Raw genomic sequence first — 13,770 nt, forward strand, 5'->3', positions numbered from 1 at the left:
TCATAATATTAAAAAATAATATAAAGACATTTAGCTTCAATATTTATAATAACTTCTTGTGTTTTGAGCATTCTAACTGTAGAATTTTCAAAAATTTCGGAACCGAAAGAATATTAGTCTTTGATTTTTTCTTCGCTTATTATTTTAGCGTCAATACTATTGGTTTTTACTACGGCACCTAAAATCAAAAAAACAAGATCTAAGTTTCATTACACAAAATGACCTTACTCCACTCTTTTATATTTTCTGATTATAACTTAAAGTTAACTATATTTATAAAATACTAACTTAAGTTATACTCTAGCTGTATGCCTTTGAGTAAAGAGATAATCCGGAATCATATACGCGTTACTTTTAGCCCTTATATTGAAAAAACATAATTGTAGAAAATGATTAAATATATACTTAACACTAAAAAAGCACATTATTCTTCAAATTTGAATGGAGATAATTTAAGACAAAAAATTGAGGACATTTTTGGCCAAAATAACTTGAAGTTTGTTGGAAAATTTACAAGTCAAAATGCGTTTGAAGCTTATGATAAATGGACTTATATTAAGTGGTATGTCCCAAATTTTAAAAGAAAAACGGCGTATTTAAATGGGGAAATAATAACCTCTGAAAAAGGCTCATTATTGCAATTAAACATTAAACCAAATCCTGTTATAGCCATTTTCCCTATTCTTACCGTATTAATAGGCATAATTACCTTAATAGTGGCAGCTTCAAATAACAAAACCTTGATTTTTGGACTCCTTATAATTGTAGTTGCCATTTTGTTTCACCTCTTTGGAATGTTTTTAAGAAGTCGATTACAAAACAATTTTAAGAACCATTTGGATTTACAAAAGGTTTAATTAATACATTATATATATATAAAAATAATTTGTTTCCATTAAACATAAAATATAAAATTAAATGTAGATTCTGAAAACAATAAAATTATTGAAACGATAGAAAAAGAACTGATTCACTTAAAAATTGATGAAATTATACTTTCAGGGTTTGAAATTAATTTCAGAAACTCCTTTTTCAACGGACAGGGAAGAAATCATCTAATGGCTCCTGTAGATAAAGAATATTTTAAGCTGAATAGAGATTCAAAAATAGTAGTATATTCTTTTTCTCTAATTAGGATGTTTTATATTGCTTTGTGTATGAGTGCCTTTTTCGGACTTATTTCTCAAAGTTATAATATTGGATTTTTTGCATTTATTTGGTTTTTTGGAATGAACTGGTTATTGCATTAATAAGGCAAAACCTATTTATGAATAGGTTGAAAAAGAAACTAATTAAGGAAAATACTATTTAAATTAGTATTTTAATATTAATCGCTTCGTAATTACAAACTCTAATTTTACTCTACCCCTTTCTCATACCTAATATTTATAACGATCCTTGTGCTCGACGTTAAATACCTTTCAACTAAAACACCGAAAATGTTCAACACCAACCGACCTAAATTAAAAATTGACTGTGATAAATCAGACAGAATTATTGAAGCGCTTACACTTTTAAGCTTGTTATTTTCGTTTGCGTTTATAGCGCATCATTACAGTGATTTACCCGATAGGGTTCCCGCTCATTTTGGATTAGATGGCGAAGTAAACCGCTATGACGAGAAAAGTATGATTTGGTTAGTCCCCATGCTACTTTCTGCTATTTGCTTCGGCGTTTATAAATTGAACAAACATCCTTACATCTATAATTATCCTGTGAAAATCACGGAAAACAATGCTGAAAAACAGTACAGAAGTTCAACAAAAATAACACGATATATTAACTTGAGCTTTTCATTAATTTGCGCGGTAATTACTTACGAAATGGTAACTATAGCTTTAAAAAACAGCACTTCCTTTTCGCTGTTTTCAAATTACTTCTTAATAATAACGATCGCATTTTTAACGCTAATGCCTATAGTAATGGTGATTAAAACAATAGTGCAAACCAAGAAATAACCCCTTAATTTTTATCCTCCAATAAAGGCACAAAACGAAATTCTCCAAACTCGGTTTTCTCGAATGCTTTTGGGCCTGTTCTTACAAATAGCGTCATTGTTTGCACGTCGTCACCCACAGGAATTACCAAGCGGCCACCAATAGCCAGTTGCGCTAAAAGCGGTTTGGGTACAAAAGGTGCTCCGGCAGTAACAATAATACTATCAAACGGCGCTTCTTCAACTAATCCTTTATAGCCATCACCAAAAATAAGTTTTCGGGCACGATACCCTAACTTAGGTAAAAAATTACTCGTTTTTTTAAACAATTCTCGCTGTCTTTCAATACTATATACTTGTGCTCCTAATTCACACAAAACAGCGGTTTGGTAACCACTTCCAGTGCCAATTTCTAATACTTTATGGCCGCGTTCTATTTGCATTAATTCGCTTTGAAACGCTACTGTATACGGCTGTGAAATCGTTTGGTCGGCAGCAATAGGAAAGGCTTTATCCTGATACGCGTGGTCCAAAAAACTAGAATCCATAAACAAATGTCGTGGTATTTTAGCCATCGCTTTTAGTACATTTTCGTTGGTTACACCTTTAGATTTAACCACAGAAACTAATTGCTGACGTAAGCCTTGATGTTTTAAAGTATCTTTCAAAATAATTGGGAGTTTTACGGGATAAAATTAATCAAATCTTAAAGGTTTCATACCTTTATTTTATAAATTCTTTTTCTTTATTCTGCTTCAAAAATCTTATTTTTGTTGAAAACGTAATTATATGCTGAACGTAGGAGTATTAGGTGCTGGTCATCTTGGAAAAATTCATTTAAGACTGCTTAATCAATCTGAAAAATATAATTTGGTTGGCTTTTATGACGCCGATGAAGAAAATGCAAAACGTATTGAAGCGGAATTGGGCTACACCTATTTTAGTACTATAGAAGCATTAATTGACGCTGTAGATGTTGTCGATATTGTTACCCCTACCCTATCGCACTACGAATGTGCCAAGCAGGCCATTGCTAAAAGCAAGCATATTTTTATAGAAAAACCAATTACAAATACCGTTGAGGAAGCAGAAACCTTGCGTGCTTTAGTCGCCGAAAAAGGCGTTAAAGGTCAAGTGGGGCACGTAGAACGTTTTAACCCTGCGTTTATTGCCGTTAAAGACATGCTCGATAAACCTATGTTTATAGAATCGCACCGTTTGGCAGAATTTAATCCACGAGGTACCGATGTTCCTGTGGTTTTAGATTTAATGATTCACGATATCGATGCTATTTTAAGCGTCGTAAAATCTGAAGTAAAACACGTCTCGGCAAGTGGCGTTTCGGTAATTAGTGACACTCCCGATATTGCCAACGCGCGTATTGAGTTTGTTAACGGTTGCGTGGCGAATTTAACAGCGAGTAGAATTTCGTTAAAGAATATGCGTAAAACTCGCTTTTTTCAGCGAGACGCTTATATTTCTGTCGATTTTTTAGAGAAGAAATGTGAAGTCGTTAAAATGAAAGACGCCCCGAAAAACCCCGGAGATTTTGATATGATTCTTCAAAATGCGGAAGGCATCAAAAAACAGATCTATTTCGACAATCCTGAAATTTCAGAAAATAATGCCATTTTAGACGAATTAGAATCGTTTGCCGATGCCATTAATAACGACACCAAACCAGTGGTAACACTTCACGATGGTACCGAAGCCTTGCGTGTTGCTACTATGATTATCAATCAGTTTTAGTGCTGTCGCAACTAATAATCTCATTATTTAAATTAAAGTCATTCGAAGTATAATTAAGTAAAAAATACAATTTACTTCCTTGCTAAACACCAAACGAGCTCAAGGAAAAATAGATAATAAATAAGAATCCTTTTTTTAAGGAATAAAAATAAATATTTAATGAAGAATATAGCAGTAATTGGAGCAGGAACAATGGGAAATGGAATAGCCCACACCTTTGCTCAATCCGGATACAACGTACAACTTATAGATATTAGTGAGGCGTCTTTAGAGCGTGGCATAAACACTATTACGAAAAATTTAGATAGAATGGTTGCTAAGGAAAAAATTTCTGAAGCTGATAAAACCGCTACTCTAAAAAAGATTACCACGTTCACCGATATTTCTGAAGGAGTTAAAAACACCGACTTAGTAGTTGAAGCTGCAACCGAAAATTTCGATTTAAAACTTAAAATATTTAAGCAATTAGACGACGTTTGTGACGACAACACCATTTTAGCCACCAATACTTCTTCTATTTCTATTACAAAAATTGGAGCCGTTACTTCTCGACCAGAGAAAGTTATTGGAATGCACTTTATGAACCCTGTGCCTATTATGAAATTGGTTGAAATTATTCGCGGGTATAGTACAAGCGATGTCGTGACGTCAACTATTATGGACTTATCTAAAAGATTAGGTAAAACGCCAACCGAGGTTAACGATTATCCTGGTTTTGTAGCGAATAGAATTTTAATGCCAATGCTAAACGAATCTATCGAAACGTTATACAACGGTGTTGCCGGCGTTGAAGAAATAGATACAGTTATGAAATTAGGTATGGCGCACCCAATGGGACCTTTACAATTAGCAGATTTTATTGGGCTAGACGTTTGCCTATCAATTTTAAACGTTATGTACGACGGCTTTAAAAACCCTAAATATGCACCGTGCCCATTATTAGTGAATATGGTAGCGGCAGGGAAATTAGGTGTTAAATCTGGCGAAGGATTTTATGATTATTCAGAAAGTAGAAAGGCTGAAAAAGTCGCTAAGCAATTTTCGAAATAAAAATTATAAGCAGATAGCGTTCGCATACCTCTAAAGGTCTAATTTTATTTTTATGCGAATTAAACACTCTCAATATTTAGTATGTCTACAATTATTCCGTTTAAAGCAGTACGTCCTACCCGAGATAAAGTGAGCTTGGTGGCTTCGCGGTCGTATCAAAGTTATACGCAAGCAGAACGCGAAGGCCGTTTAGATTATAACCCGTATTCATTTTTGCACATCGTTAATCCGGGCTATAAATATGCAAAAGAAATTTCTGGAGTTGCGCGTTATCAACTCGTTAAAAATCGCTATTTAGAATTTAAAGAAAGCGGCATATTTAAACGCGATAACACCCCTTGTTTTTATATTTATAAAATTATAGATCGAAAAAACCAAGTATTTAACGGTATTGTGGCAGCAGCAAGTGTTGAAGACTACAAAGCCGATGTTATAAAAAAACACGAAGACACTATTTCTAGCCGCGAAGTCGTGTTTAAAGACTATTTAAAAACGGTGGGCTTTAATGCCGAACCTGTGTTGTTAACCTACCCCGATAACGCTGTTATTTCATCTATTATTAAAAAGGAACAACAACACCGAGCAGAATTTGAATTTACAACCACCTTTCGCGACACGCATTACTTATGGAAAATTGAAAATGAAGTTGATATAAACGCGATTTCGGACGCGTTTAAAGACATTGACACCTTATATATTGCCGATGGCCATCACCGTTCGTCGTCGTCTCATTTATTATATGAGGATTTAAAATCTAAAAACAAAAATCATATAGGATCGGAGTCTTATAATTACTTTATGACGTATTTAATTCCGGAATCCGAATTAAAAATTCACGAGTTTAATAGATTAATCACCGATCTCAACGGATTAAGTAAAGAAGAGTTTTTAATACAATTAGATACGCTGTATAGAATAGAAAACCGCGGTGCCATTCCTTATAAACCGACACAAAAACATCATTTCAGTATGTATTTAGATGGCGAGTTTTACTCCTTATATTTAAGGAAAGCAGGTTATTCGTTTAAAACATCGCTTGATGCCTTGGATGCACAATTACTTTATGCGACCATTTTAAAACCTATTTTAGGTATTGAAGATTTACGTAATGATAATAGAATAAATTACATAAGCGGTATTAAGGAAGTCGTAAATATGAAAAGTAAAGTGGATGAAGGCGACTACAAAATAGGTTTTGGTATGGTTCCTGCTTGTATTAATGAACTTAAAACCATCGCTGACGATGGTTTAAAAATGCCTCCAAAAAGCACGTATATAGAACCAAAATTACGAAGTGGAGTTACTATTTACGAGTTTTAAAACGCATTACCATTTAGCAAATTGATTATAAGCAAGAACAAATGAGCATAACAACGCAATTACACGATATACAAGCCACCCTCCCAGAGCACGTTTCTCTGGTCGCCGTTTCTAAAACGAAACCGGTTAGCGACTTAATGGAAGCTTACGACGCTGGTCAGCGTATTTTTGGAGAGAATAAAATTCAGGAAATGTGCGACAAGTTCGAAGATATGCCAAAAGACATCCTTTGGCATATGATTGGGCACGTACAACGTAATAAAGTAAAATATATGGCACCTTTTGTGAATTTAATTCACGGTGTCGATAATTTTAAGTTATTAAAAGAAATTAATAAACAAGCGAAAGCGAACGAGCGCACTATTAATTGTCTTTTGCAGATAAAAATTGCTGAAGAAAATTCTAAATTCGGAATGTCTTTAGACGCGGCTTCAGAGATTTTACAGAGGGATGACTTTTCAGAATTTAAACACATTCAAATTACTGGTGTTATGGGGATGGCAACATTTACTGATAATACCAATCAGGTTGAAAATGAATTCAATGCTTTACAAACTGCATTCAATCAATTAAAAGCGCTTCAGCCCGAAAATAAAGCCTTCAAAACCATTTCTATGGGTATGAGTGGCGACTATAAATTAGCAATTAATTGTGGCAGCACAATGGTTCGTGTAGGAAGTAGTATCTTTGGAGAAAGAAATTACAACGCATAACAAACACTTAAATTAATAGCATATTTATACTATAGTTGACATAGAGACGACCGGCGGGAAGTTTAATGAAGAAGGCATTACCGAAATTGCCATCTACAAATACGATGGACACGAAGTCGTAGACCAATTTATTAGTTTGGTAAATCCGGAGCGCGAGATACAACCGTTTGTTGTAAACTTAACAGGTATAAACAGTAATATGCTGCGCAATGCACCTAAATTTTACGAAGTCGCTAAACGCATTGTCGAAATTACAGAGGGTTCTATTTTAGTCGCGCACAACGCCAAATTCGATTATCGTATTTTACGTACAGAATTTAGCCGCCTAGGGTTCGAATACGAAAGAGAAACCTTATGCACCGTTCAATTGTCTAAAGACTTAATTCCAGATTTACCGTCTTATAGTTTGGGTAAACTAGTGCGTTCTTTAGGTATACCAGTAACCGATAGGCATCGCGCCTCTGGAGATGCCTTGGCGACAGTAAAACTTTTTAAGTTATTAATAGACAAAGACACGAATAAGGAAATTATTATTAATTCCATTCGTAAAGAGCCAAAGCTTCAATTGGAGCCTAAACTCGTCGATATTATGGGTAAATTGCCATCAATAACTGGTGTGTATTATATTCATAATTCAAGCGGAGATATTATATATATTGGTAAAAGTAATAATATTAAGAAACGTATTAATCAACATTTTACGGGTACCGACTCGAAGTCAAAAAAAATACAGTTACAAGTGGCCGAGGTCACTTACGAGTCTACAGGTAGCGAACTTGTTGCACTATTAAAAGAAAGCGAAGAAATAAAACGCGTAAAACCGAAACATAATCGTTCGTTACGCCGTTCTCTATTCTCTAGTGCTTTATACAGTTTTGTAGACGATAATGGTTATATTAATTTAACCGTTGATAAGGCCGATGGTCGCAAAAAAGCGATAACAACCTTTAGCAATAGGCAAAGCGCAAAAGCATTTATGTTTAAAGTGGTGGAAGACTATAATTTATGTCAGAAATTAAATGGTTTATATAAAACCAAAACCAGTTGTTTTAATTACGATATAAAATCGTGCAATGGCGCTTGTGTTAATCAAGAAGCACCAGAAGCGTATAATAAACGCGTCACTGAGCTAATAAAAAAATACAGTTACGATAATCAAGATATGGTAATTATAGACAAAGGTCGCGATATCGATGAACGTAGTGCTATTCTTATAGAAAATGGTATCTTTCAAGGCTTGGGATTTTTCAATTTAAACTATCAAATAAACAATATCGATATTTTAAAAACAATCATTACACCAATGCTTAACAATAGAGATAACCAGCATATTATACAAAGTTACTTAAGACGTAATAAACGCTTAAAAATTGTAACATTAGATACACAGCAAGAAAATAATTAAATTTCTGTATTTTTTATACCTATGGAAAATCCCTTACCTGAAAAAAATAAGCGTTGGAAGATAAAACTTCACGAAATTATTTACGAAGCAGACACTCCTGCCGGAAAGTTATTCGATGTTATTTTATTAGTTTTCATTATTGCTAGTATTTTATTGGTAATGCTTGAAAGCGTAGCCTCCATCGATTTAAAATACCATTTTTGGTTAAACGTAGGCGAATGGATTGTTACCGTATTATTTACTATCGAATATATAGCGCGAGTAATTACCGTAAAAAAACCTTGGAAATACATATTTAGTTTCTACGGTATAATCGATTTGTTATCTACCCTACCTAAATACTTATCTTTAATATTTGCAGGTACACACGCTCTCGTGGCTTTAAGAGCACTACGCTTATTACGTGTATTTAGAATTTTAAAATTAGCCCGTTACTTAGGCGCATCAAACCAACTCGCCACAGCCCTAAAAGCAAGCCGTGCGAAAATCTCTGTATTTTTATTTGCCGTTGTTATTGCCGCCACTATTTTTGGTACAATTATGTATTTAGTAGAAGGCGAAAAAAACGGCTTCGATAACATCCCTAAAAGTATCTATTGGTCCATTGTTACCCTTACTACCGTAGGTTTTGGTGATATCGCACCACAAACACCCTTAGGTCAATTTATAGCCACAATAATAATGGTTTTAGGGTACGGTATTATTGCCGTGCCTACAGGAATTGTGTCTGCCGAATACACAAGAAGTACCAATAACGAAGAAGAGCAGAAACTGAAAAAAGAGCAATCTAACACCGTAGCCCTGAACACACAATCGTGCCAAAATTGTTTAGCTGAAAACCATAAGGACAAAGCCGAGTATTGTTACAACTGCGGGCAACCATTGCATATTAAATAATATTTGGGCGTTACTTTAATAGCATTTAGCTATTAAAGTCAGGCTATTCGCTATATCTTTTTTAGGAATAAAAAAAGGATGCCGCTACTATCCTTAACGCACGTTACACCTTTACCATAAGTCATTTTATTTTGAAAACAGAAAACAAATATCTTATCTCTATTATTGGCCCAACTGCCATTGGTAAAACCAGTCTTGGTATTACACTAGCTAATTATTTTAATACCGAAATTATATCAGCCGATTCTAGACAGTTTTTTAAAGAAATGCACATTGGCACTGCGGCGCCTACAAAATCTGAGCGCGCTGCAGCACCACATCATTTTATTCAGCACAAATCGATTTTAGAAAACTATAATGTTGGCGCTTTCGAAAAAGACGCCATTGCGAAATTGGATATACTTTTTAAAACACACGACTATGTCGTTATGGTTGGTGGTTCCGGTTTATATGTGGATGCGGTTACAACAGGATTAGATCACTTTCCGGAAGTCGATAAAAATATTCGCGAAATACTGAATCAGCAACTCGAAACCGAAGGCTTAGCGTCGTTACAACGCCAATTAAAAGACTTAGATTTAGAATCGTATAATAGGATAGCGCTTCAAAACCCGCAGCGTGTAATTCGCGCTTTAGAAATAAGTATCGGTTCGGGTAAACCGTATTCTTCCTTTTTAAATAAAGATAAAAACAATCGTTCTTTTACAACCGTTAGTATTGGTTTAACCGCTGAAAGAGCCATTATTTACGACCGCATTAACGCCCGCGTAGATAGTATGATTGACCACGGTCAACTAGAAGAAGTCCAATCACTTTTAGATTATAAAGATTTAAATGCGCTAAATACCGTTGGCTATAAAGAATTATTTAAATATATAGATGGAGAATGGACTTTAGAATTTGCCATTTCGGAAATTAAAAAAAACACCCGTCGTTTCGCAAAACGACAACTTACTTGGTTTAAAAGAGATCCAGAAACCTCGTGGTTCGATTTTAATACCGATTTTAAAACAGTACTGAAAGCCATTCAAAATAAAAAGTAGTACATTTATTTAACGTGAAATAAAACCAAACTGTTTATGAAAGAAAAGTTTCTGTTTATTTTAAGAAGTATTTTTAAACTAAAAGATAAAATCGCTTTTTTCCCCACTCTAATTGCCTTTGCTGGTAGTGCTTTTGCCTATTTAATGTTTTATTTAGAAAGTCAAGGCATCTCTAAATATTTATTAGATATTGTACCAGACTTGGTTATTAATAACACCGATACGGCACGTACTTTACTAACAACAATAACCGCGGGTTCTATTTCAATTATGGTTTTTAGTTTCTCTATGGTAATGGTGCTTTTAAACCAAGCATCGAGTAATTTTTCACCACGTTTATTACCGGGTTTAATTTCGAACAGACGACATCAAGTTATCTTAGGTATTTATGTAGCCACAATACTCTATTGCATCTTTACATTAATTTCTATTCGCCCCAGCGGTAACGAATATCAATTACCCGGATTTTCGGTACTATTAGCCATTGTGTTTATGGTCGTATCGTTAGGTGCATTTATTTATTTCATACACTCGATTTCTCAATCCATTCAAATAAACAATATAATGGATAAAATTTTTAAAAAATCAAGTAACAGATTATTACACCTCATAGACTCTGAAAAGGACAATAAAGAATCTTTTAAGTCGTCTGATAATTGGAATAGCTACAAATCGTATAAAACGGGATATCTTCAAAATATATCCTTAGAAAATATCGCAGAAATTGCAAAAAAGCACGAGTGTAAAATAGAGATTAGTGCTAATAAAGGAGCGTTTCTTTTAGAAAAGGACATCTTATTTAAAACAGAAATAGAATTAGATGAAGAGACTCTTGGAGGTTTGCATACAAACTTCGACTTTGCAAAAAGCGAACTTATAGAAGATAATTATGTATTAGCTTTTAAACAATTAACCGAGATCGCAGTTAAAGCGATGTCTCCTGGTATTAACGACCCTGGAACCGCGCTTAATGCTATAGATTACTTATCGCAATTATACGTGTTAAGGCTTAAGAAAAATGATATTAGCTTCACTTATATAGACGATATTCCTTGGGTTTTTATCTCAACAGTTAATTTTAGCTCACTACTATACGAAGCTATGGCGTCTTTACGAACGTATTGCAAGCACGATGTGATATTAGTAAAACGTTTATTAACTATGCTAAATAATTTAAAACGTTTAAGTACGGTAGAAGCTTATACAAAAAGCATTACAGAAGAAATTGAAAATCTAAAAACAGATGCAAGCCATTCTATTAAAAACGAACGCGATTTAGCGCTAATAGCTTCCGAAAACTTTAATGTATAAAAAAACCAGCTTTGGAGCTGGTTTTTTATATTTATCATATCACTGTATTCTACTGTTCCGGGTTTACAACTAATCTAAAGCCTTCGCCGTGAATATTTAAAATTTCGACTTTATCATCTACTTTTAAATACTTACGTAGCTTTGCTATGTACACGTCCATACTTCGAGATGTAAAATAATTATCATCTCTCCATATTTTTGTTAATGCCAACTCTCTAGGCATTAAATCGTTTTCATGTAACGCTAATAGACGTAATAATTCGTTTTCTTTTGGCGATAATTTTACCGGTTCATTATCTTTATATTTTAAAAATCTTAGTTTAGAGTTTAAATCGAAACCTCCAATTTTAAATTCAAATTGTTTGCTATCGGCAACAGTCTCTGTAGCCTTACGCTGCATTATTGCTTTAATCTTCATTAATAGCACTTCACTATCAAAAGGTTTATTTAGGTAATCGTCTGCCCCTACTTTATACCCTTTAAGCACATCTTCTTTCATTGCTTTCGCGGTTAAGAAGACAATAGGAATATCAGAATTTTTTTCTCTAATTTCTTTTGCTAATGTAAAACCATCTTTATACGGCATCATTACATCTAAAATACATAGATCGTAATCGTCCTTTTTGAATTTTTCGAAACCTTCCATACCATTTTTAGCATGAACAACTTCGTAATCATTCATCATTAAATAATCTTTTAGTACCGTTCCAAAATTTGGATCATCCTCTACTAATAATATTTTTTTTTGTTGTTCTTCCATAACTTTATGATATTAGGGGAAGCTTTATTATAAAAGTACTTCCTTTTTCTTTTTCACTTTCTACCGAGATATGACCCTCGTGATCTTCTACTATTCTTTTTACGTAAGCTAAGCCCAAACCGTGTCCTTTAACATTATGAATATTGCCCGTGTGTTCCCTATAAAATTTTTCGAATACACGTTTTTGTACGGCTTTACTCATTCCGCTTCCGTTGTCTTTAATTTTTACTAATATATTGTTTCCAACATTTACCGTTTCAATAATAATTTTTGGTGCCTCTGGAGAATACTTCACAGCATTATCTAGAATATTTACCAGAACGTTTGTAAAATGGGTTTCATTTGCTAAAATAGAGGACTTATCGGCTTTTAAATCGGTTTCAATAAAACCACCTCTATCTTCTACAATTAATTCAACATGCGAGATAGCATCTTCTATTAAGTCGTGCAATCTTACCCTATCCTTACTTATATTTAATTCGTTTTTTTCAAGTTTAGATATACGTAATACATTTTCTACCTGAGCGTGCATTCGCTTATTTTCTTCTCTAATCATTGTAAGGTAACGCAATACCTTTTCTTGATCGTTAATTATTTTAGGATTCCTTATAGAATCTAACGCTAAATTTATAGTTGCTATTGGCGTTTTAAATTCGTGCGTCATATTATTAATGAAATCGGTTTTGATTTCAGAAATTTGGCGTTGCTTAACGAGTTGAAAAATAGCGCTTCCATAAGTTAATATAATTATTAATGTAAAAACTACCGAAAGCAAAATCATTCCTATAAGCGTTGAAAAAATAAATTTCTGCTGATCGGGGAAATTGATTAATAATTTATAGTTATTAGAATCTTTCTCATTATAAAAAACAGGAATACCTATAGTTTCTAATCCTTGAAGTTCGAAATTTTCTGTTTGTATCTTTGTAGCTAAACCGTTACTATAGATAGCAAATTCGTAATCGATATCAATATCATCTTGCAATAAACGCAACTTTAAAAGTTTGTTTATTTGCTCTATCGACACCCGCTTATGAATAGGCCGTCTGTAGGCTGTATTATTGTAATGCGTTTCGTACACCAAATTATCAGTTCTAGTAAGGTCTCCAAATTGAATCATTTCAACATTATCCTTACCATCAATCTCACTGGATTTATAAACCTTCGTTTCATTCTGGTTTATAATACGTTTTATGCTTGTACTATCTAAACCAATGTCAAAGAGCGATGATGATAATTTATAATTCTCCTCTAGGATACCATTTCTATATACTAATGTTTCGTTGGTGTTTTCGTCGTACTGTTTAATGTATAAATTAGAAATGGAGTTCTCGTTTATATTAACCAATTCCCCTTTCTCTATTAAGCGCGATATTTTGTAAATATGGTCTTTAAATTCCTCGTTCTCAATTTTATTAGTAACATAACGTAATGCCTTTTTTACGTTAAATTTGAATTGATCTTCCTCATTTTTAACAGAATTTGTGATATAATAACTCTGAACGAAGATTATCCCACCAAGAGATAAGCTCATTAAAATGATTAACACAAGAAAAATTTTCTTCCTCATTATTCAAAATTAACAT

General features: G+C 33.6%; 13 protein-coding genes. 10 read left to right on the top strand and 3 right to left on the bottom strand.

Going from position 1 to position 13,770, the window contains the following annotated elements; translation table 11 throughout:
- The first annotated feature begins 389 nt into the window (after positions 1–389).
- Together ES676_RS03410 and ES676_RS03415 are read left to right on the top strand one after the other, a co-directional pair.
- Entirely contained in the window at positions 390–857 is a 468-nt protein-coding gene (locus ES676_RS03410) for a hypothetical protein (protein WP_148368641.1), read from the top strand.
- A gap of 582 nt (positions 858–1,439) precedes the next feature.
- Positions 1,440–1,958 (top strand): DUF1648 domain-containing protein, encoded by a 519-nt coding sequence (locus ES676_RS03415; protein WP_148368642.1) that lies wholly within the window; start codon positions 1,440–1,442, stop codon positions 1,956–1,958.
- A gap of 4 nt (positions 1,959–1,962) precedes the next feature.
- On the opposite strand, the gene ES676_RS03420 is transcribed toward ES676_RS03415, so the two are convergent.
- The gene (locus ES676_RS03420) at positions 1,963–2,604 is read right to left on the bottom strand and encodes a protein-L-isoaspartate(D-aspartate) O-methyltransferase (protein ID WP_148368643.1); all 642 of its coding nucleotides are present in this window, start codon (positions 2,602–2,604) and stop codon (positions 1,963–1,965) included.
- A 121-nt stretch (positions 2,605–2,725) separates the two neighbouring features.
- Between ES676_RS03420 and ES676_RS03425 the strand changes: the two genes are divergently transcribed.
- From ES676_RS03425 to ES676_RS03460, 8 genes are all read left to right on the top strand, one after another.
- On the top strand, positions 2,726–3,685 hold the full coding sequence (locus tag ES676_RS03425; RefSeq protein WP_148368644.1) for a Gfo/Idh/MocA family protein: 960 nt from the start codon (positions 2,726–2,728) through the stop codon (positions 3,683–3,685).
- Positions 3,686–3,844: 159 nt separating this feature from the next.
- Positions 3,845–4,735 carry a 3-hydroxybutyryl-CoA dehydrogenase gene (locus tag ES676_RS03430; RefSeq protein ID WP_148368645.1) on the top strand — a complete coding sequence of 297 codons (891 nt, stop codon included), beginning with the start codon at positions 3,845–3,847 and terminating at the stop codon, positions 4,733–4,735.
- 81 nt (positions 4,736–4,816) lie between these two features.
- Positions 4,817–6,055, top strand: a complete 1,239-nt coding sequence (locus tag ES676_RS03435) for a DUF1015 domain-containing protein (RefSeq protein ID WP_148368646.1) — start codon at positions 4,817–4,819, stop codon at positions 6,053–6,055.
- A 41-nt stretch (positions 6,056–6,096) separates the two neighbouring features.
- Complete coding sequence (locus ES676_RS03440; RefSeq protein WP_148368647.1) at positions 6,097–6,768, top strand: YggS family pyridoxal phosphate-dependent enzyme; 672 nt, start codon at positions 6,097–6,099, stop codon at positions 6,766–6,768.
- A 22-nt stretch (positions 6,769–6,790) separates the two neighbouring features.
- A complete protein-coding gene (locus ES676_RS03445) occupies positions 6,791–8,173 on the top strand; it encodes an exonuclease domain-containing protein (RefSeq protein WP_148368648.1) in 1,383 nt (460 codons plus the stop codon).
- Positions 8,174–8,194: 21 nt separating this feature from the next.
- Positions 8,195–9,070: an ion transporter gene (locus tag ES676_RS03450; RefSeq protein ID WP_148368649.1), complete on the top strand. Its 876-nt coding sequence runs from the start codon at positions 8,195–8,197 to the stop codon at positions 9,068–9,070.
- Positions 9,071–9,201: 131 nt separating this feature from the next.
- Complete coding sequence (gene miaA / locus ES676_RS03455) at positions 9,202–10,113, top strand: tRNA (adenosine(37)-N6)-dimethylallyltransferase MiaA (RefSeq protein ID WP_148368650.1); 912 nt, start codon at positions 9,202–9,204, stop codon at positions 10,111–10,113.
- A 36-nt stretch (positions 10,114–10,149) separates the two neighbouring features.
- The gene (locus tag ES676_RS03460) at positions 10,150–11,424 is read left to right on the top strand and encodes a DUF2254 domain-containing protein (RefSeq protein WP_148368651.1); all 1,275 of its coding nucleotides are present in this window, start codon (positions 10,150–10,152) and stop codon (positions 11,422–11,424) included.
- A gap of 49 nt (positions 11,425–11,473) precedes the next feature.
- Here the strand turns inward: ES676_RS03460 and ES676_RS03465 are convergent, their stop codons facing one another.
- Positions 11,474–12,184 (bottom strand): response regulator transcription factor, encoded by a 711-nt coding sequence (locus ES676_RS03465; protein ID WP_148368652.1) that lies wholly within the window; start codon positions 12,182–12,184, stop codon positions 11,474–11,476.
- 4 nt (positions 12,185–12,188) lie between these two features.
- Positions 12,189–13,754, bottom strand: coding sequence for a sensor histidine kinase (locus ES676_RS03470; RefSeq protein ID WP_148368653.1), 1,566 nt, complete (start codon positions 13,752–13,754; stop codon positions 12,189–12,191).
- Positions 13,755–13,770 lie beyond the last annotated feature (16 nt).

The sequence above is a fragment of the Bizionia saleffrena genome, from assembly GCF_008086175.1.
In the GTDB taxonomy this organism is placed as follows: Bacteria; Bacteroidota; Bacteroidia; order Flavobacteriales; family Flavobacteriaceae; genus Bizionia; species Bizionia saleffrena.

What these genes read in the sequence shown, in the direction of transcription:
- ES676_RS03430 (WP_148368645.1), top strand. Translation starts at nt 3,845, where the DNA reads ATGAAGAATATAGCAGTAATTGGAGCAGGAACAATGGGAAATGGAATA.
- ES676_RS03465 (WP_148368652.1), bottom strand. Translation starts at nt 12,184, where the DNA reads ATGGAAGAACAACAAAAAAAAATATTATTAGTAGAGGATGATCCAAAT.
- ES676_RS03450 (WP_148368649.1), top strand. Translation starts at nt 8,195, where the DNA reads ATGGAAAATCCCTTACCTGAAAAAAATAAGCGTTGGAAGATAAAACTT.
- ES676_RS03460 (WP_148368651.1), top strand. Translation starts at nt 10,150, where the DNA reads ATGAAAGAAAAGTTTCTGTTTATTTTAAGAAGTATTTTTAAACTAAAA.
- ES676_RS03415 (WP_148368642.1), top strand. Translation starts at nt 1,440, where the DNA reads ATGTTCAACACCAACCGACCTAAATTAAAAATTGACTGTGATAAATCA.
- ES676_RS03470 (WP_148368653.1), bottom strand. Translation starts at nt 13,754, where the DNA reads ATGAGGAAGAAAATTTTTCTTGTGTTAATCATTTTAATGAGCTTATCT.
- ES676_RS03410 (WP_148368641.1), top strand. Translation starts at nt 390, where the DNA reads ATGATTAAATATATACTTAACACTAAAAAAGCACATTATTCTTCAAAT.
- ES676_RS03440 (WP_148368647.1), top strand. Translation starts at nt 6,097, where the DNA reads ATGAGCATAACAACGCAATTACACGATATACAAGCCACCCTCCCAGAG.
- ES676_RS03425 (WP_148368644.1), top strand. Translation starts at nt 2,726, where the DNA reads ATGCTGAACGTAGGAGTATTAGGTGCTGGTCATCTTGGAAAAATTCAT.
- ES676_RS03435 (WP_148368646.1), top strand. Translation starts at nt 4,817, where the DNA reads ATGTCTACAATTATTCCGTTTAAAGCAGTACGTCCTACCCGAGATAAA.